The sequence below is a fragment of the Pseudomonas sp. 32A genome, from assembly GCF_052682255.1.
On sequence record NZ_JBQYLY010000001.1, the window covers coordinates 6,936,620 to 6,954,580 of the forward strand.

At 61.0% G+C, this 17,961-nt stretch carries 23 protein-coding genes; 9 read left to right on the forward strand and 14 right to left on the reverse strand.

From position 1 onward, the window contains the following. Positions 1-95: 95 nt before the first annotated feature. Together ACUN0G_RS31665 and ACUN0G_RS31670 are read right to left on the reverse strand one after the other, a co-directional pair. Positions 96-869 (reverse strand): L-iditol 2-dehydrogenase, encoded by a 774-nt coding sequence (locus tag ACUN0G_RS31665; RefSeq protein WP_017479873.1) that lies wholly within the window; start codon positions 867-869, stop codon positions 96-98. Positions 870-891: 22 nt separating this feature from the next. Continuing rightward, positions 892-2,202, reverse strand: a complete 1,311-nt coding sequence (locus ACUN0G_RS31670; RefSeq protein ID WP_445575318.1) for an ABC transporter substrate-binding protein — start codon at positions 2,200-2,202, stop codon at positions 892-894. A gap of 214 nt (positions 2,203-2,416) precedes the next feature. On the opposite strand from ACUN0G_RS31670, the gene ACUN0G_RS31675 reads away from it, so the two are divergent. Continuing rightward, positions 2,417-3,364, forward strand: a complete 948-nt coding sequence (locus ACUN0G_RS31675) for an AraC family transcriptional regulator (protein ID WP_258345144.1) — start codon at positions 2,417-2,419, stop codon at positions 3,362-3,364. On the opposite strand, the gene ACUN0G_RS31680 is transcribed toward ACUN0G_RS31675, so the two are convergent. Continuing rightward, positions 3,334-4,143 carry an aminoglycoside phosphotransferase family protein gene (locus ACUN0G_RS31680; RefSeq protein WP_445575319.1) on the reverse strand — a complete coding sequence of 270 codons (810 nt, stop codon included), beginning with the start codon at positions 4,141-4,143 and terminating at the stop codon, positions 3,334-3,336. The two genes, ACUN0G_RS31675 and ACUN0G_RS31680, sit on opposite strands and share 31 nt — an antisense overlap. 224 nt (positions 4,144-4,367) lie before the next feature. On the opposite strand from ACUN0G_RS31680, the gene ACUN0G_RS31685 reads away from it, so the two are divergent. After that, a complete protein-coding gene (locus tag ACUN0G_RS31685; RefSeq protein ID WP_177070949.1) occupies positions 4,368-5,324 on the forward strand; it encodes a nucleoside-specific channel-forming protein Tsx in 957 nt (318 codons plus the stop codon). A 20-nt stretch (positions 5,325-5,344) separates the two neighbouring features. Beyond that, positions 5,345-6,382: a purine-nucleoside phosphorylase gene (locus ACUN0G_RS31690; RefSeq protein WP_177028320.1), complete on the forward strand. Its 1,038-nt coding sequence runs from the start codon at positions 5,345-5,347 to the stop codon at positions 6,380-6,382. A gap of 126 nt (positions 6,383-6,508) precedes the next feature. On the opposite strand, the gene ACUN0G_RS31695 is transcribed toward ACUN0G_RS31690, so the two are convergent. The 3 genes from ACUN0G_RS31695 to ACUN0G_RS31705 all read right to left on the reverse strand — a co-directional run bounded on the left by ACUN0G_RS31695 (position 6,509) and on the right by ACUN0G_RS31705 (position 8,526). Next, on the reverse strand, positions 6,509-7,468 hold the full coding sequence (locus tag ACUN0G_RS31695) for a quinone oxidoreductase family protein (RefSeq protein ID WP_445575320.1): 960 nt from the start codon (positions 7,466-7,468) through the stop codon (positions 6,509-6,511). A 30-nt stretch (positions 7,469-7,498) separates the two neighbouring features. Further along, positions 7,499-7,672 (reverse strand): DUF1427 family protein, encoded by a 174-nt coding sequence (locus tag ACUN0G_RS31700; protein WP_177070947.1) that lies wholly within the window; start codon positions 7,670-7,672, stop codon positions 7,499-7,501. Between the two features lie 89 nt (positions 7,673-7,761). Then, positions 7,762-8,526 (reverse strand): AraC family transcriptional regulator, encoded by a 765-nt coding sequence (locus ACUN0G_RS31705; protein WP_309254987.1) that lies wholly within the window; start codon positions 8,524-8,526, stop codon positions 7,762-7,764. 116 nt (positions 8,527-8,642) lie between these two features. Here ACUN0G_RS31705 and ACUN0G_RS31710 point away from each other — a divergent pair, with 116 nt between their 5' ends. Next, the gene (locus ACUN0G_RS31710; protein WP_445575321.1) at positions 8,643-8,885 is read left to right on the forward strand and encodes a DUF6555 family protein; all 243 of its coding nucleotides are present in this window, start codon (positions 8,643-8,645) and stop codon (positions 8,883-8,885) included. A gap of 114 nt (positions 8,886-8,999) precedes the next feature. Here the strand turns inward: ACUN0G_RS31710 and ACUN0G_RS31715 are convergent, their stop codons facing one another. From ACUN0G_RS31715 to ACUN0G_RS31725, 3 genes are all read right to left on the reverse strand, one after another. Continuing rightward, entirely contained in the window at positions 9,000-9,170 is a 171-nt protein-coding gene (locus ACUN0G_RS31715; protein WP_258345138.1) for a metallothionein, read from the reverse strand. 91 nt (positions 9,171-9,261) lie between these two features. Next, positions 9,262-9,717, reverse strand: coding sequence for a DMT family transporter (locus tag ACUN0G_RS31720; protein WP_003208100.1), 456 nt, complete (start codon positions 9,715-9,717; stop codon positions 9,262-9,264). A 4-nt stretch (positions 9,718-9,721) separates the two neighbouring features. Continuing rightward, positions 9,722-10,207: a DMT family transporter gene (locus ACUN0G_RS31725; protein WP_076016275.1), complete on the reverse strand. Its 486-nt coding sequence runs from the start codon at positions 10,205-10,207 to the stop codon at positions 9,722-9,724. Between the two features lie 118 nt (positions 10,208-10,325). Between ACUN0G_RS31725 and ACUN0G_RS31730 the strand changes: the two genes are divergently transcribed. The 3 genes from ACUN0G_RS31730 (at position 10,326) to ACUN0G_RS31740 (ending at position 12,142) form a co-directional block, all read left to right on the forward strand. Then, positions 10,326-11,258 carry a LysR family transcriptional regulator gene (locus tag ACUN0G_RS31730; protein ID WP_017479862.1) on the forward strand — a complete coding sequence of 311 codons (933 nt, stop codon included), beginning with the start codon at positions 10,326-10,328 and terminating at the stop codon, positions 11,256-11,258. A gap of 138 nt (positions 11,259-11,396) precedes the next feature. Next, positions 11,397-11,768, forward strand: a complete 372-nt coding sequence (locus ACUN0G_RS31735) for a type II toxin-antitoxin system Phd/YefM family antitoxin (RefSeq protein WP_445575322.1) — start codon at positions 11,397-11,399, stop codon at positions 11,766-11,768. Continuing rightward, entirely contained in the window at positions 11,765-12,142 is a 378-nt protein-coding gene (locus tag ACUN0G_RS31740) for a type II toxin-antitoxin system VapC family toxin (protein ID WP_017479860.1), read from the forward strand. The genes ACUN0G_RS31735 and ACUN0G_RS31740 overlap by 4 nt, the downstream gene beginning before the upstream one ends. Positions 12,143-12,152: 10 nt before the next feature. Here the strand turns inward: ACUN0G_RS31740 and ACUN0G_RS31745 are convergent, their stop codons facing one another. Continuing rightward, positions 12,153-13,472: an Nramp family divalent metal transporter gene (locus ACUN0G_RS31745; RefSeq protein ID WP_445575323.1), complete on the reverse strand. Its 1,320-nt coding sequence runs from the start codon at positions 13,470-13,472 to the stop codon at positions 12,153-12,155. A 41-nt stretch (positions 13,473-13,513) separates the two neighbouring features. Next, entirely contained in the window at positions 13,514-15,067 is a 1,554-nt protein-coding gene (locus ACUN0G_RS31750) for a DUF726 domain-containing protein (protein WP_445575324.1), read from the reverse strand. Between the two features lie 108 nt (positions 15,068-15,175). On the opposite strand from ACUN0G_RS31750, the gene ACUN0G_RS31755 reads away from it, so the two are divergent. Both ACUN0G_RS31755 and ACUN0G_RS31760 read left to right on the forward strand, forming a co-directional pair. Further along, the gene (locus ACUN0G_RS31755) at positions 15,176-15,730 is read left to right on the forward strand and encodes a hypothetical protein (RefSeq protein WP_445575621.1); all 555 of its coding nucleotides are present in this window, start codon (positions 15,176-15,178) and stop codon (positions 15,728-15,730) included. 107 nt (positions 15,731-15,837) lie between these two features. Next, entirely contained in the window at positions 15,838-16,239 is a 402-nt protein-coding gene (locus ACUN0G_RS31760) for a RidA family protein (RefSeq protein WP_093208988.1), read from the forward strand. Here ACUN0G_RS31760 and ACUN0G_RS31765 read toward each other — a convergent pair. The 3 genes from ACUN0G_RS31765 to ACUN0G_RS31775 form a co-directional block, all read right to left on the reverse strand. Further along, complete coding sequence (locus ACUN0G_RS31765; RefSeq protein WP_258345126.1) at positions 16,229-17,125, reverse strand: LysR family transcriptional regulator; 897 nt, start codon at positions 17,123-17,125, stop codon at positions 16,229-16,231. The genes ACUN0G_RS31760 and ACUN0G_RS31765 overlap by 11 nt on opposite strands. 117 nt (positions 17,126-17,242) lie before the next feature. Beyond that, positions 17,243-17,548, reverse strand: a complete 306-nt coding sequence (locus tag ACUN0G_RS31770; protein WP_076016282.1) for an XRE family transcriptional regulator — start codon at positions 17,546-17,548, stop codon at positions 17,243-17,245. Further along, positions 17,541-17,855, reverse strand: coding sequence for a type II toxin-antitoxin system RelE/ParE family toxin (locus ACUN0G_RS31775; RefSeq protein WP_445575325.1), 315 nt, complete (start codon positions 17,853-17,855; stop codon positions 17,541-17,543). Before ACUN0G_RS31775 ends, ACUN0G_RS31770 begins: the two co-directional genes overlap by 8 nt. Positions 17,856-17,961 lie beyond the last annotated feature (106 nt).

Here is a 17,961-nt window from a genome sequence, read left to right on the forward strand (position 1 = left end):
TCAGTCCGCATATCCGGCGACTGACACTCCGCATTCGCGAGCAAGCCCGCTCCCAACTTTTTTGATCTGCGGTGGTTCGAGGAGCTGCGTCCCGCTCAATTCATCCAGTTGCCGCCGTCGACGTTGTAGGTCTGGGCAACCACGTAGTCGGCCTCTTTGGACGCGAGGAAAATCGCCATCCCGGTCAAATCCTCCGCCGTGCCCATCCGCCCAAACGGCACCTCGGCCCCCACGCGCTTTTTCTTCTCGCCCAGCGGCAGCCCTTCGTGTTTGGCAAACATCGCGTCTACCCCGTCCCAATGCTCACCGTCCACCACGCCCGGTGCGATGGCGTTCACATTGATCCCTTGCTTGATCAAGTTCAGGCCCGCCGACTGCGTGAGGCTGATCACCGCCGCCTTGGTCGCGCAGTACACCGCCACCAGCGCTTCACCCCGGCGCCCGGCCTGGCTGGCCATGTTGATGATCTTGCCGCCATGCCCCTGTTTGATCATCTGCCTGGCAGCCGCCTGTAAGGTAAACAGCGTACCGGCGACGTTGATCGAGAACAGCCGGTCGAAGCTGTCGCGGGTGATGTCGGTGATGGGGGCCAGGTCGAACAAGGCGGCGTTGTTGATCAGGATGTCGAGCTTGCCGGCCTGCGCCACCACGGCGGCAATCGCGGCGTCGATGGACGCCTGGTCGGTGACGTCCATCGCCACCGCGTAGGCCTTCGGGCCCAGCTCCGTGGCGGTAGCCCGGGCCCGTTCCAGGTTGATATCGGCAATGGCGACGGTGGCGCCTTCGTTGATGTAGGCCTGGGCAAACGCCCGGCCAATGCCTCGGGCGCTGCCGGTGACCAGCGCGCTTTTACCTTCCAGTCGTTTCATGAATGCAGTGTCCCTGAGGTGGTTATTTCGGGTAGCCGGCGCGTTTCATTTCGCGCTCGGTGGTGGACTGCGCCTCGGCGAGTGCCTTGTCGACCGTCATGCCGCCGGTGAGGGCCGCCGAAAACAGCTTGCCCACCGAGGTGCCGATGGCCTGGAACTCGGGGATCGTCACGTATTGGATGCCCACGTACGGCACGGGTTTGGCCGACGGGTGTGCCGGGTCGGCGTGTTGCATCATCTGCAAGGTCACCTTGGCAAAAGGCGCGGCGGCCAGGTAGGCCGCGTTGTAGGTGGACTGGCGCGTGCCCGGCGGGACGTTGGTGATGCCCTCCTTGTCCGCCACCAGCTGGATGTATTCCTTGGAAGTGGCCCAGGTGATAAAGGCTTTGGCGGCGTCCTTGTGCTTGGAGGTGGCCGGGATCGCCAGGGACCAGGCGTACAGCCACGACGAACCCTTGTCGGTGACCTCGGTCGGCGCGGCAGCAAAGCCCACGCTGTCGGCGACTTTGCTTTGGGTTTTGTCGGTGGTGAAGGAGCCGGCGACGCTGGCGTCGACCCAGATCGCGCATTTACCGCTGTTGAACAGCGCCAGGGTTTCGTTGAAACCGTTGCTGGAAACCCCCGGCGGGCCGTAGTTTTTCAGGGTATTGACGTAGAAGTTTGCCGCCGCGGTCCATTCCGGGCTCGTCAGCTCGGGTTTCCATTGCTCGTCAAACCAGCGCGCACCAAAGGCGTTGGCCATGGTGCTCAGAAGCGCGACGTTTTCACCCCAACCGGCCTTGCCCCGCAGGCACATGCCGTATTGGTCCTTGGCGGGCTGGTGTAGCTTGGCGGCGAACTCGCCCAGTTGGGTCCAGGTTGGATGTTCCGGCATCGTCAGGCCGGCCTGCTTGAACAGGTCGGTGCGGTAATAAGTGACGGTGCTTTCGCCATAGAACGGCAAGGCGTAGAGGGTGTCGTTCACCGACAGGCCCTGGCGCACGGCGGGGAAGATGTCTTCCACGCCGTAATCGGCAGGCAGCGGCGTGATCGGTTCCAGCCAGTGCTTGGCGCCCCACAGCGGGGTTTCATAGGTGCCGATGGTCAGCACGTCGAATTGGCCGCCCTGGGTCGCGATGTCGGTGGTGAGGCGTTGGCGCAGCACATTTTCTTCGAGCACCACCCAGTTGAGCTTCACCTCGGGGTGCTGCTGTTCGAACACCTTGGACAGGCGTTGCATGCGGATCATGTCACTGTTGTTGACCGTGGCGATGGTCACGGTTTCGGCAGCATGGGCGGCCATCGCGAGTGTGAGGCCGGAGAGCAGGAACAGCGCTTTCGGAATCTTGAACATGGCGGTTTCCACTTATTGTTTTTGTTGTTGACGGCCCGATTACAGCAGCTTGCCCAAGGCCGGACAAACGACTGGCGGATGCCCGGCTGATACTTTTTTAACCGCATCGCCAAGATCAAAAAAGTATCAGTGGCGGGCAAAACCCGGGGTAGCGGCTACTTGGACAAAGGGCGTATTTTGGTGCCATTCCAAAAAGCCCAGAAGGGCCATGCCCATGCCTGCAAGCCGATCCGCCCTTTTCGAGCAGCGCCCCGCCGAGCTGGAAGTGATTCTGGCCGAGCCCGAGCATGGCTTTCGCTGGTACGAACATGACTATCCGTTCGAGCTTGCCCGCTGGAACCATCACCCCGAATTCGAAATCCACCTGATCCGCCACGGCAGCGGCAAGCTGGTGGCGGGCGACTACATCGGTGCATTTGGCGCCGGCCATGTGGCGCTGATCGGCCCCGACCTGCCCCACGACTGGATCGGCGACCTGGCCCCGGGCGAATACCTGACGGGGCGCGATGTGGTGTTGCAATTCGACGGTGCCGCGCTGCTGGCCCTGCGCACCACGCTGCCTGAGCTGGGCGACCTGCAAGGCCTGTTTGACCGGGCCCGGCGCGGCCTGGAGTTCACCGGCGAGACGGCACTGAAGGCCGCGCAACTGCTGGAATCCATCGGCCCTGCCCAGGGGCTGGCGCGCCTGATTCTGTTCATCCAACTGCTGCACACCTTGATGCAGGCGCCGTCGGGGGAAGCCCATTGCCTGGCCAGTGCCTGCTACACGCCAAGCCTGGACGCCCGCAGTTCGGAGCGCATTCACAAGGCTTTCGACTACCTGATGACGGAATTGACCGGCGACCTGCGGTTGTCGGTGATCGCCCAACGGCTGGACATGAGCGAGCCAGGCTTCTCGCGGTTCTTCAAGCGCGTCACCGGCCACGGTTTTATCGACCTGATGCGCAAGTTCCGGGTGCAGCGCGCCTGCCGACTGTTGCTGCAAAGCGAAATGTCAGTGGCCGATATCTGCTTTGAAGTGGGCTACGCCAACCTCTCCAACTTCAACCGGCACTTTCGCATCGAGATGAACCAGACGCCCAGCGAGTATCGCAGGGAAACCGCGATGTACCTGTTCAACCGCAACGGTGATCAGGCGCTGCCATTTACCAAGGCACATTGAGCCAGGCGTGCCACTTCCAGCTCCCTATCGGCGCGGTGTCGCTGGTCATCCTCCAGAAACCACGCCGCCGACAAACCGGCGTGCGCCACCACCCATTGCAACAGGCGCCGGCGCTCCAGGCCCGCGGCCCCGGCGATGATCTCGACCTGGCGTGCAAATCGCGCCGGATCGGTGCAAGTGGGCAAATCCGGATTGCAGATCAAATTCGCGTAGTCATAGCCACGCTCGCCGGCCACCCGCTTGGGATCAATCGCCAGCCAGCCCCGGGTGCCGAAATCGAGGACGTTGTCGTGGTGCACATCACCGTGCAGCACCACAGTTTCCTGAGGTGAAGCCAGCAGGCTGCGGGCCGTGGCGGCACACTCGCGTATCCGCCCGCCTTTACCCTCGGCAGCAAGCCACAGGGAGCGGAACCAGTGCTCCAATGAGTGCAAGCCCGCCGGTGGCGACGGGCGCGGGGCATGCAACAACGCCACGGTGGCGCAGGCAATGCGGCTGGCTTCATCGTCCTGGCCATTGAGGGCCATGTGCATCAGCGAACCCGGACCGGTTGCGCGCTCCATCAGCACCGCATCGCCGTCATGCAAAAACACGCGGGCGGCGCCCTCGCCGGCCCACCAGGTCATCAACTCGCCGCCGAGCTTTTCCTCCGGCTCGCGGGCGATCTTGAGCATCGCCGGCTGTCCGTCCCAGCGCACGGGCAGCAGGTCGCTGCCAGGGGTGATGATGGCGTCACCCTCGGGTGTCAGGTTCCAGCGTTTCAAATAGTGTTCGAACATCGGGCGACTCCCAGTGCGAGGTCCTGCAGGATGCCACACACGCCTTTACCCGGTCCGTTACGTTTCTGACCAAAAGGCCGACTAAATCGCACTTTTCTCAATTCCTTCATGCAATTGACACAAATTGGTACAACCTGTGCAAACGTTTGCGGAACGAACCTGGACACCAGGTTCCCCTCAACCCGAGGAATCGGGCCACAACCGCGTAAGAACAGGGATTTTCAATGCAACCCACTTCCAGACGGCCCGCGTCGGCCACCCCTTTTGCTGTTTCCCTGCTACTGGCTGCCGTTACGGGAGTACTCAGCGCACCCATTTTGGCGCAGGAAAAACCCTCCGATGACTCAGCACAGGGCGAAACCCTGGCCCCGGAAGCCAGCCCCTCGAAAAAAGGCGTGTACCTGTCGGACTGGTTCAACCAGGACCTGACGGTAATCGGCAGCAAAGACATCAGCTTCGGCCCCAAACCCGCCGATGACGTGTATCTGGAGTACGAATACTTCGGCCGCAAGGGCCCGTTCGAACTGTATGGCTACGTCGACATCCCGAAGATCTTCGGCATCGGCAACAGCAATGACAAAGGTGCGTGGGACCACGGTTCCCCAGTGTTCATGGAGCACGAACCGCGTATCTCCATTGACTACCTGGCGGGCCGCAGCCTGGCCATCGGGCCGTTTAAAGAGTGGTATGTGGCGTTTGACTGGATCTACGACCACGGCAGCAACAAGGACAACCGCGCCAACACCTTGTACAGCGGCCTGGGCACCGACATCGAGACCCACTCGCGGGTCAACCTGTCGGCCAACTTCTATGGCCGTTACCAGTGGGAAAACTACGGCGCCAGCAACGAGTATTCGTGGGACGGCTACCGGGCGCAGATGAAATACATCGTGCCCATCGGCAGCTTCGACAATGGTGCGTCGCTGACCTATATCGGCTTCACCAACTACGATTTCGGCTCGGACCTGCACAAAGACAACCCCGCGCGCACCGCCAACTCCCTGGTTGCAACAAACGTGCTGTTGTATTCGTTCACTCACCTGCGTTTCACCCTGGTCGGCCGCTACTTCCACAACGGCGGCAACTGGGAAGACGGCAGCGAGCTGAACTTTGGCGACGGTAATTTCCGCGCCCGCTCCAACGGCTGGGGTTACTACGCCGGCGTGGGCTATCAATTCTGAGTGTGAACAAGGAGCAGTAGATGAAGACCTTTACCCGCCTTTCAATCGCCATCGGCCTGGCCGCCGGGGCGCTGTTGCCGCAGGTCGTGCTGGCCGATGCACCGGCCCCGATCAAGCCCAAGGTGATGCTGATCACCATGTTTGCCCCCGAGGCGCAGAACTGGATCGACCGTCTGGAGCTCAAGCAGGAAGTGCGCGTGCCGGGCTTGTCGGCCGAATATCCGGTGATTCGCTGCAACACCCAGGACGTGTGCCTGCTGGTGACCGGCATGGGCCAGACCAACGCCGCCGCCTCGACCCTGGCACTGGCGTTGTCGCCCAAGTTCGACCTGCGCCAGAGCTACTTCCTGATCGCCGGGATTGCCGGGATCAACCCGCACCACGGCACCATCGGCACCGCCGCGTGGGCGCATTACCTGGTGGAGTTCGGCACCCAGTGGGAGCTGGATTCACGGGACGCGCCGAAGGACTGGCCGACCGGCTACATCGGCATCAATACCAAGGGGCCGAACGAGAAGCCGCCACTGGACTACAAGACCGAGGTGTTCGAGCTCAATCCCAAGTTGCAAGCCAAGGCGTTTGCGCTGTCGCAGAAAGTCGAACTCAGTGAAAGCAAGGAGTCCACGGCCTGGCGCAAACACTATCCCTACGCACCGGCCAATCAGCCGCCGCAGGTCACCCAATGCGACACCCTGGCGGGCAATACCTGGTTCTCCGGGACGCGCCTGAGTGAGCGCGCCGAAGTCTGGACCAAGTTGCTGACGGACAATAAAGGCGTGTACTGCACCACCCAGCAGGAAGACAACTCCACCTATGAAGCGTTGCTGCGGGCCAGCCGTGAAGGGTTGGTGGATATCAATCGCCTGGCGGTGGTGCGGGCCGGTTCCGACTTTGATCGGCCGTACCCGGGCTACAGTGAAGTGGACAACCTGTTGAAGTATGCGGACCAGGGCGGTTTCGTGCCGGCGCTGGAGAACCTTTATCGCACCGGCAATCCGCTGGTGCAGGCGATTCTGAAGAACTGGTCGGCGTGGGAAAAAGGCGTTCCCGAAGCCTGAATAAAGATCAAATGTGGGAGCGGGCTTGCTCGCGAATTCGGTGTGTCAGCCAATACATTCGGCACTGACCCACCGCTTTCGCGAGCAAGCCCGCTCCCACACAAGCCCGTGCCCACAATGAGCGGGTCAGGGCAGGAAGATAATCTTGTCTGCACTGCCCTGATTCACTTCCTCAAAGCACTGCACGCCTTCAGCCAGCGACACTTCCCGCAAACCCGTCGGCAGCGGCAGCAAATCCTCATCGAAGAACCGCCCGAATTGCTCCAGCATCACCGCGCACTGTTCGCAGTTGTAGAGCAACGAATTGATCCCCACCACCGAACCACCCTTGCGGTACAACGCCAGGGCCGGCAGTTGCACGTGCCCGTCAACCGGCGCGGCGATGATTGCGATACGGCCAAAAGGTGCGAGTGCCGCCACCGCTGCCGGCAACCAGAAGCCGGTGGTGTCAAAGATCACATCGGCGCCGGTACCGAACAGCGCATTAACCTGCCCTCCCAGCGCTTCCGGCTGGCCCAGTAACAAGCCCTCGAAACCCTGCTCGCGCAAAGCCTCGAACTGTTCCGGCCGACGCACGGCCCCCAGCACTTGGGCCCCACGAATCTTCGCCAGGGCCAACGCCGCGCTGCCTACCGCTCCATTGGCACCAATCACCAATAAGCGAGTGCCTTTGCCGACACCGCTGCGCTCAAGGGCATCCCACGCCGTGGTGTACGGCACGCCGAGACTGGCGGCCTGGGCAAAGCTCAGATGGCTGGGCTTGTGCGCCACGCCCTTGGCCGACACGGTGAGGTACTGGGCGTGGGAACCGTCAGCGAAAAAGCCCAGGTCGCGACCGGTGCCCCAGACTTCCTGGCCGACCAGTTCCTGCGGGCCTTCCACCACCACCCCGGCAAAGTCCCGCCCGGGAATGCGTGGCAAGGTGGTGTAGGGAAAACGCCCGAGCACGTTCTTCACATCGCTGGGGTTCAACCCGGCGGCCTTGATCTGCACCAGGACTTCACCGGTTGCCGGCACCGGCGTGGCGACGTCGACGTAAGCGAGGGCAGCGAGATCGCCGGTGGCGGAAAATTGCAGTGCTTTCATGGCCAATATCCATCGAGGTTAAAAAGGGTTTCAGGAGAACCAGGCGCTGACCATCTGCCGGCCCATGGGCCAGAGCTTCTCGCCCATCAACATGCCCATCAGCCCGACCAGGGCGATGGCAGGAGGCGCGGGCGAGCGAAAGTCCAGGGCACCGTAAATCACGCCGACCAACAGGCCGATGGCCAAGGAAATCAGGTAATTCATGGAACACTCCGCAGCAAGGGTTGATGCGGGCAGTGTAGGGAAGCCAAATCCGAAGCATCGGCCAACTGCTTCAGAATTTCGGCCAAGCCTCAGACGGGATACTGCGACGGCGCCATCCCCAGTTCGCGGCGAAACATGTCGCTGAAACTGCTCGGCGAATACCCCAGGGAACGGGCGATAGCGCTGACCGGCTGGCCCTGGATCAACTCGGCCACGGCGGTGGCCAACTGCACCTGGCGGCGCCACTCGGCAAAGCCCATGCCCAGACTGTTCTGAAACAGCCGGGCCAGGGTACGTACGCTGGCACCGGCCGCTTCGGCGTGCTGTTCGAAGGGAATGTCCAGGGAAGGCGACGCCATCACCGCCTGGCAGGCACTCGTCAGGCGTCGGTCGGCGCCCACGGGCAAGGCAATGCGGATCGGCGAGCGCCGGGCCCGTTGCAGTTCCAGCAGGGCCAGGCCGACCACGGCCTCGTAGTAGGCCTGGTCACCCTGATCGCCCTGCTCCACCAGCGCCACGATCAGTTCGCGCAGCAGCCCGCCGACCTCGATCACTTGCACCTGGCTGTCCAGGGTCACCGCCAGCGCCGGGCGCAGGTAGATGTTGCGCATCTGCAAGTCCGACACCACACGAATCCCGTGCTCGACACCCGGCGGCAGCCACACCGCGCGCTGGGGCGGCACCACCAGCGCTTCCCGGGGTGTCTCGACCCACATCACGCCGCTCATGGCGTAAAGCAACTGGCCCCAATCGTGCTGATGGGGCTCGACGTACAACCCGCGTGGGTAGGTACGCGCCAAGGGTTGCACGGGGACGGCGTGATTGCTGAGGTCGGGCGGCGCGGCTAGGGCCATGGAGGGCACATCATTCAGGGCTGGAGAGGCATGATAAGACCTGCGGCGGATAATCCGAGTGAATTTTTACCGCGTCAGGAGGGTCACTTAAAGACACAGGGAGGGTTAACGGATCCATGACTAACGCAAAACTTTTCGTGATCGACTACACGCTGCATGGCCAGCCCAAGTCGTTCATCATCCGCCTGGAAAAACTCGACAACGCCGAAGCCTGGCATTGGGCAAGCTGCGATCCCGGCGTAGGCCGCATCGGGCGCTTTGCCCGGGAGCAGGTGAAGAAAACGAGCCAGCCCCAGGCCGAGAAATTCGGCATCGAAAACGTGCAGTGGCGCCGCTCGGATGCGCGCCCCACCGCGTGAAACTGTAGGAGCGAGCTTGCTCGCGAAGGTCGTTAACGATAACGCGGGGTACCTGGTACCCCGCGTCGTTCTCAGGTTTTTCGCGAGCAAGCTCGCTCCTACAGGTCGTTCGCGTTAGCCGTGGGCGGACTTGGCGCATTCGCACCCGGTCGCCGAAGCACAAGGCTCACCATGGGCATGATGCTCGGCGCAGCCTTGGCAGCAATACCCCTTGCCATCCTTCATCACCGCGGTTGTACCCAACTGGCACTTACAGTGGGGGCAGGCGCATGTTTTCTCTTGCATGGTCAGACTCCTTTTCATGGTCGTCCAGGTGTGGCGAACGCCAGCACCTCAAGCAGTGACTATCGGCAATGATTCAAGGTTCAAAGGCCCGTCAGTCAGCCCGACGAGCGTTGCTGCGATACATGAACACCAGGGCCAACGCCAGGCAGAGCATCGCCACAATCCGGCTGCCGGACAGTTCGATGGCCGGGTTGCCGAGCCAGCCAAAGTTGTCGATCAACATGCCCATGCCCAACTGCCCGACAATCACCGCCACCGTCGCTACCGCCGTGCCGACAATCGGTACCGCGCCAACCATCACCATCATGTACACCACCCCGAACAACGCCCCGGTCAGCTGCCACTTCGGCACATCCAGCAGGCTGACGGCATGGGCTGGCTCGAAAAACAGAATCAGCAACCCGGTGCTGATCGCACCCACCACGAAGGTCAGCAGACTGCTGCGCAATACGCCCACCGCCTGCCCCAGGCGGCCGTTGATCGCGGCCTGCACACTCAACACCGCACCGGCGGCCACCACCAACACCAACAATAGAATCAGGTTCATCGACTTAACCTCGCGCAATCAGAACAAGTGCCACCACAATCAACGCCAGTGCAATCCAGCGCTCAACGTTGACCCGCTTGCGGGCGGTGCCGAACCAGCCGAAGTGGTCGATCAACACGCTCTTGCCCACCTGCCCCGACAAGATTGCAATCATGGTCATCGCGATGCCGATATGTGGCGTAGCCAGGGTCAACACCACCACGTACATCGGCCCCAGGAAGCCGCCGATCAGCTGCCAGCGCGGCAGGTCGGTCAACGCCGGGCCTTTTTGCGGGCCGCTGAACAGCAACAGCAAAAACAGGATCGCCGAGCCGACCCCGAAGATACTCAAGGTCGCCCACAAGTGGCCGACCTGCACACCCAGCGGCCCCAGCAAGCCGGCCTCCACCGACAAACCCATGCCGGCGAAAATCACCAGCGGCAACAGCAACAACCGAAGAAACGTCTTGGGCCTGGCCTGAGCCACACCCGCCACTGAAGAAGCCTGCATACATCACCTGCGCGTTAGAGAGAGGAACAATGGCGCGCATTATCCGGTGGCGCTGTTGTGCGATAAATGGGAGCATGCCGACAACACCTTTGCGCAAATCGCACAGAACGGAGTCATGATGCAGGGCTTGAACGAACTGAGTTTCAAGGCGCTTCGCCTGTTTGTCGCAGTACTGGACTACGGCAGTTTCTCCGAAGTCGCACGCCGTGAAGGGCTGGCACCCTCCTCCATTTCCCGGCAAATCCAGTTGATGGAGCAGGCCCTTGGCCAACAGTTGCTGTACCGCCATACCCGTGCGGTCAGCCCTACCGAAGCCGGGCGCCTGCTGGGGCATCATGCGCGGTTGATGCTGGAGCAACTGGAAGTCGCCGGCCAGGCATTGCAGGAACAGGAAAGCGAACCCAGCGGCCTGGTGCGCATCAATGCGCCGATGGTGTTTGGCCAGCGCCACCTCTCGCCGTGGCTCGGGGAGTTGTGCCGGCGCTACCCGAAGCTGCAACTGGATATCCAGCAAACCGACACCTACGTCGACCCGCTGCAAGACGGCACCGACCTGCTGTTCCGCATTGGCGTACTGAACGATTCCGGCATGCAGGCGCGAATCTTCGCCCCGCAGCGCTTCCGCCTTGCAGCCAGCCCCGGCTACCTGGAGCGTTTCGGCACGCCCCGGCATCCGGACGAACTGGTGAACCACCAGTGCCTGGCCTACAAGGGCGTCACCGGCCAACAACGCTGGTTCTTCCGCCGCGACCAGGACGACTGGACGTCCTACAGCGTCAAGGGCCCGATCACCGGCAACCACGCCGACACCCTGACCCACGCCGCCGAGCAGGGCCTGGGGCTGGTGGTGTTCCCGTCCTGGTTGATCGGCGAAGGGCTGCGTGCCGGCACGCTGCAGGCGGTGCTGACCGACTATGAAGTGGCGACGACCCTGGAGCCGCAACAGATTGCGGCGCTCTGGCCGGGCAGTCGGCGGTTGTCGTTGAAGGTGCGGACGGTGATTGACTACTTCGTCGAGTGTTTTGGGGCAGTGCCGTACTGGGACCGTTGAGTAACCGTGGGAAACTATTCGGCCCGCACTGTCGGGAAAAGTCCCTCCTTAAGTAAGTCCGATCTGATTTTCCAAAACATGGGTCAAAAACCTCTTGCACTCGGGCAGACTTCGACGAATTCCTTCAGGAGAGACGTCATGGATGCCAGTCATTACCCGTTCGGAAACCTACAATCGTCCCCGCAAAAATCACCTTCCACCAGCAGTCGGTTGATCTTTGCCTGCTTACGAAATTTTGGCTATATTTGGCCAAAACCTCGGGAAGACCAAATGATTACCGTACCGTTGGGTGAAGCAAAAAATAATTTATCAAAACTGGTCGATGATGCCGCCGCCGGCCAAATCATCACCATAGCCAAGCATGGGCGTGCGATGGCTCGCCTTGTTCCTGTCGGGAAACCGACAGGCCGGCGAATCGGCGCAATGAAGGGCAAACTGGTGGTGCCGGATGACTTTGATGCGCCATTGCCAGACGACGTGCTGGATGCGTTTGAGGGAAACCACCCATGAGGATACTGCTGGATACCCACATCCTGCTTTGGGCCCTGAGCGATGATCCAAAACTGTCAGCGAAGGCCAGAAAGCTGATCGAGAACGCGGCTGAAATTTACGTCAGTGCCGCCACATTCTGGGAGCTGGCGATAAAGGTCGGGCTCGGGAAGCTCAACGTCAACCTGGACGAAATTCGCGAATACTGCCTGGAAAGCGGCTACGTGGAACTGCCCATAACCTCGGAGCACGCCATCGCGGTCAAGGACCTTGAACACCATCACAGAGACCCGTTTGATCGGCTCATCATTGCGACGGCTATCATTGAGCCGATGAAGTTAGTGACCGCCGACCCAATAGTGGCGAAATACACATCATTGGCTGTCTTGACGTAAATCACTTCGCTCAAAACAACCACTGCCCGATCAGCCAGGCATTCGCCCCGCTGATCACCACAAACAAACTCCAAGCCAACAGCCGCGTCGGCACACTGTTCACGAACGGCCCCATCAGGCGCTTGTCCCCCGTCATGCGGATCAGCGGGTACAACGCAAATGGCAACTGCAGGCTCAACACCACCTGGCTGAGGATCAACAGCTTGCCGATGGCGTCGTCGCCCATCAGCCACACACCGAGGAACGCCGGGATCAGCGCCAGGCCACGGGTAATCAGGCGTCGCTGCCAGCAGGGAATGCGCAGGTTGAGATAGCCTTCCATGATCACCTGCCCGGCGATGGTGCCGGTGAACGTGGAGCTCTGGCCAGAAGCCAACAGCGCAATACCAAACAGCACACTGGCGAAGGCACCACCCACCAGCGGGTCGAGCAGGTGATAGGCGTCCTGGATTTCCACCACGTCGGTGTGGCCGGTCTGGTGGAAAGCCGCAGCAGCCAGTACCAGGATCGCGGCATTCACCAGCAGCGCCAGCGCCAGTGAGCCAATGGTGTCGATACGCGCCAGCTTGACCGCATCCAGGCGGCTGGCCACGTCCTTGCCGAACAGCCGGGTTTGCACGATGGAGCTGTGCAGGTACAGGTTATGGGGCATCACCGTGGCGCCCAATATGCCAATGGCCAGGTACAAGGGTGCGGCATCACTGATGGCCGACAGCGACGGGGTGAAACCACGGAACACGTCGGGCCAATAAGGCTTGATCAGCACCAGCTCGATAAAGAAACACACGCCGATGGTCGCCACCAGCGCCAGCATGATCGCTTCCAAACGGCGGAAACCGCGATTTTGCAGGGCCAGGATCAACAACGTATCGAAGGCAGTGATGACAATCCCGGTGGTCAGCGACACCCCCAGCAACAGGTGAAACGCCAGGGCGCAGCCGAGGACTTCGGCGAGGTCGGTGGCGATGATCGAGATTTCCGCGAGGATCCACTGCACGAATGACGAGCGCCGGCTGTAACGCTCGCGGCTCAGCTGCGCGAGGTCTTTGCCGGTGGCGATGCCCAGCCGCGAGCACAGGCACTGCACCGCCATCCCCGCCAGGCTGGCCAGCAGCACCACGAACAACAGGCTGTAGCCGTAGCGGGAACCGGCCTCGATGGCGGTGGCCCAGTTGCCCGGGTCCATGTAGCCGATGGAGATCAGCAAGCCGGGGCCGGCGAACTTCAGCACGCGCTTGAAAAACGACGCACGGGGATCAACGACGATGGAACCGGCGACTTCCGGCGGGCAGAACGGTGCAGTAGCGATTTTGGGCAGGCTGAATTTCACGCGGGGTACCAGGCTTTCACACAAGACGTGAACGCAGCTTATCAGTCAGACGCGACGGTACGCATCACCGTCTCCCGGGGCAGATCAAATGCCTCTACCACCTGGACCACCAGATCCATCTCCTGGTTCAGTGCCTCACGCTCCAGACGCTCGCGAATCACCCCGATCACCAGCACCGCCAGGGTGGTGATGGAATACGCCGGCCCGGAAAACGCACGCACGCCGCTCACCAGCAGCATCGCCGCCGCCAGCGCCTGCCCTACCACAGGAATGGCCGTGGCCGCGCCCCGGCGCAGGATAAACCCGGTCAACCCGGCCAACGCAGTGCCGCTCAGGGCGGTGGTGGCGGAACGTCCGACATCGAAGCGACTGAAAAAGCCCTGCTCCTTTTGCGCCGCAGCCTTCAGTTCCGCCTCGAACACCTGGCGATCGGCCTGGCTGAGTTTGTCCTTGTATTGCTCGATCAGCCGCTCGGCGATCTGCAGTTCCAGATCCGCCAGGGCCACTTTCTCGATCGGTTCATCAAACTTGATGCCGACCCGCTGCGCGACGTCCTGGGCGATTTCGCGATAGCTCACGCCATGCCCCCGGGCCAGGTTCATAAAGGTGTCGCCGCCCATGCGCTGCAACTCGATGGCCAGCTTCAAGGGCTCGCGCACTGTGGCGTCGATCGAGGCACTGCGCTTTTGCGCCATCAGCTCGGCGAAGAACTTCAACTCCTCCGGCCGCGCCTGCACCAGCAGCGGGAACAGGTCGACATCCTCTTCGGCAAAGCGCACTTCAGGGCTACGCTGATCGGCGCGGATCATGCCCCGGCGCTCCTGCAACAGGTCGGTGTACTGCACCACCGTTTTCAATTGAGGCCAGTAAGCGGCATGGTCGAAAGTGGCCAGGTGCACATTCGCGACCTTGGCCTTGAGCGCGGGTGTCAGCGGAATGGCATAACGGCCGATGCAACGCTCGGTGTCGGGCTTGAGTGCCAGCGCCCAATCCTTGCTCGAATGGCAGTTGATCACCCGTCCCTTGAGCGGCGCCGACACCAGGTCCCAAGGGCTGGACGTACAAATCGCGCCGCCCATCAGCAACAGGTTGTTCAGCGGCAATTCTCGCGCCACTTCGGGGCTGGCCAGCAGGCTCTTGACCAGAAGCCGCGCGCCCAGGGAATGGCCGATCAAGTTGATCTGCCGCACCTTGATCGACTCGCCGTGCAGGTACTTGGCCAACTCGGGCAGCAGACTTTTAGCGACCTCATCCACTCGCGCCTCGACGCTTTTGTAGTGGTCGAGGAAATAGGCAATCGCCTTGCCCACCCCGATGGTCGCCGCACCCAGGGCGCCACCGCCGAGCATCGAAGCGATCACATCCTTGAACGGTGCAAACAGGTTTTCCAGGAAGTGCCCCGCCGGCCAGAACAGCATCAGGTTGGTCGAGCCTTCGATGGTTGCCAGTTGCTGCGAGAAATTGCCCAGTTGCTGTTGGCTGAAGAACGCCGAATAACCATGGACATAGAGATTGAGCACATCCCCCTGGGGCTCGCCACACAACACAAACGTGGGCTTGCGGGTACGGTGCATTTCATCCCACTGGTGTTGCATGTGGCGGTGACTCCTGGTGACGACGGAGAGCGATAGTATCAAAGCACTGCCGGGGTAAATGTGAAAAACTGCCCGCCCGGGCAGCAAGCGCCCTCAATCCACCATGGAGTGGTTCCTTTGAAACGCTACGTTTTCTATGCTCTGCTGGCCCTTCTGGCCGGATGCAGCACCGGCCCCTATTTGCACCCCGAATCCAGCGCTGGTCAAAACGCCGTGCTCTATCGCACCTGCCCGGGCCCAAAGGCGGCTATCAGCTTCGCTCCACTCTCTGCCGAACTCAATGGTGTGCACGTATTGGTGTATGTCGCCTCGCCGACCGCGAAGGACGGCTCAACCAGCACCGAATTGCGCCTGTTCGGCCGGCTTTATCCCTCGGCGAGGAAAGCTGACACGCCGTTGTGGGTCAGCGCCGCGTCGCCATTGGTCACCGTGCAACTGGCGTCGGGCAAAACCTATCAGCTCAGCATCAAACCACTTGAAACCGGCTTTGATCCCCGGGTGCGTTACAGCAGCGAGGAACCGGGTTCCGCTTTGGGCCAAGGCGATATGGACGATTTCACCCTGACATTTCCCGATATCTTCGTGAACGGTGAAAAAGTCCCCATGGCACCCATCCACTTCAAAAAACGTGAAGAGCGCTACGCACCGGTCTTTAACTGCTAGGTGCAGATTATGCACAGCGATGGACAGTGATGACATAAACCAGGGATTTTGTTCACCGATTCAGTCCACTACATTCACCGGGTAGTCAATTGAAGCCGAGGAACACTATGAGCAAGCCCGAATTTTTCATCACACCCGGTTACGGCGACATTGCACGCGAAACCCTGCATTACGCCCAGGCCGTAAAAATCGGAAACCGTGTCGAAACCTCGGGCCAGGGCGGCTGGGATGACCAGTTTCAGATTCCCGAATCCCTCACTGACGAGATCGCCCTGGCCTTTCACAACCTGGATCGCACCCTGGCAGAAGCAGGTGCCGGCTGGGAGCATGTGATCCACGTCAACTCCTACCACGTGGGCGGTTTTCCTCCCGAGGTGAACGAGCAGATGGTCAAGTGGTACCGCCATTACATGCCCAATCACGCGCCGATCTGGACCGAACTGGGGGTGGAAGCCCTGGGACTGCCAGCGATGCGTATTGAAATCCGCGTGACGGCGATTATTGCCTGACGCCGAACCGCTCGATCACCCAGTCGATAAACACCTTCAGCCGGGCGTTCTGATGTCGATTGGGTGGGTAGATGATGTGCAACGGGGTGGCGGGCCGAGTCCAGTCCGCCAGCACCGGGACGAGTTGGCCAGTCTCGACGTAGTAGTCAACGATAGACTTGAAATGCTGCCCGACGCCCAGGCCAGCAAGCAGCATTTCCTTGAGGCCATTGCCTTCGTTGGTCGAAAAGGCGCACTGGCCTACCTCGTACCGAGTTGTGCCTTGCTCGAAAATCAACGGTTCCGGCTTGCCCGATCCGGCAAAAAAATAGCCGGCCTTGAGGTGATTCTTTTCGAGATCTTCAGGAGATGTGGGCGTGCCCATGCGTTCAAGGTAGCCGGGCGCGGCGCAAGTGACGTACTCCAGGTCCGCAACCTTGCGGCCGATCATGGCCATATCATCCAGCTTGCCAACCCGCAGCACGCAATCCACACCCTCCCCCACGATATTCACGGCGCGGTCGCTGATGCCCAGGGCGATGGTGATGTCGGGGTACTCGCGATGAAAATCCACCAGCGCAGGAATCAACAGGCAATTGGCAAAGGACGCCGGCGCATCCACCTTCAGGTGGCCACTGGGCTTGAGCTTCTGCCCGCGCAAGGCATTGTCCAGTTCATCCAGTTCTGCCACCAGGCACAGCGCATGGTTGTAGTACTCCAACCCTTCCGGCGTCGCCGCCAACGCACGGGTGGTGCGGTGCATCAGCTTGACGCCAAGGTGCTTCTCCAGGTCGGTGATGAGTTTGCTGACGGTGGAGCGCGGCAGCGCCAACTGGTCGGAGGCGCGGCTGAAGGAGCCGGTTTCGACGACGCGGACGAAGGCACGCATGGCGAGGAGTTGGTTCATGGTGATGGCCGATAGGGCGAGAATGCCAAGTATTGTCTATAAATCTGCACAATGGCGACAGGTATTCCAGATAACAAAAAGCCCGGCACATGGCCGGGCGTTGACGGAAAAAATGACTCAGTTGGCAAAGTTTTCGATCTTTACCTGGCCATCAGGAAACGTGGCGACAATCTCCAGCTCCCCTCCCATGGCGCGAATGTAGTTACGCAGCGTGCTGATATACATGTCGGTGCGACGCTCCATTTTGGACACTGCCGCCTGGTTGATATTCAGCGCCTTGGCCAACGTGTCCTGGCTCATCTGTTGCGCCTTGCGCAGTTCATGCAGAGGCATTTCTTTCAGGTGCTGCTGGAGGATGCGCTCTGCATCGGCCCGAGCTTGCGGTGTCATGCCAGCTTGAAGCTCACTGAATTTTTTAGCCATGGTGACGGCCCTCTTTACGCAGTGTTTCCAAATGTTCGTCATACAAGGTCTCAGCCAGCGGGACGTATTCGTCATACCAGCGGCCTCGCCCTGTTTTGTCCCCGCCTATCAGCAATAAGGCACACCGGCGCGGATCAAATGCGTACAGCACCCGATAAGGTCGCCCCGCGTGCTGTATCCGCAGTTCTCGCAGGTTGCCATGCCGCGACCCCTTGATATCACTGCTGTGGGGAAACCCCAGGCCTGGCCCCAAAAAGCCCAGCAAATCCACGCTGGCCGATACCGAGGACTGCTCCTTCGTATCCAATTCGCCCCATCAGCCGCCAAACTCATCCGTATATTCAACGTCCCAACTCATGCAAATATTCCATCCATGGAATATAAACTCAAGTGCATAACTGTAGAAGCCTGAG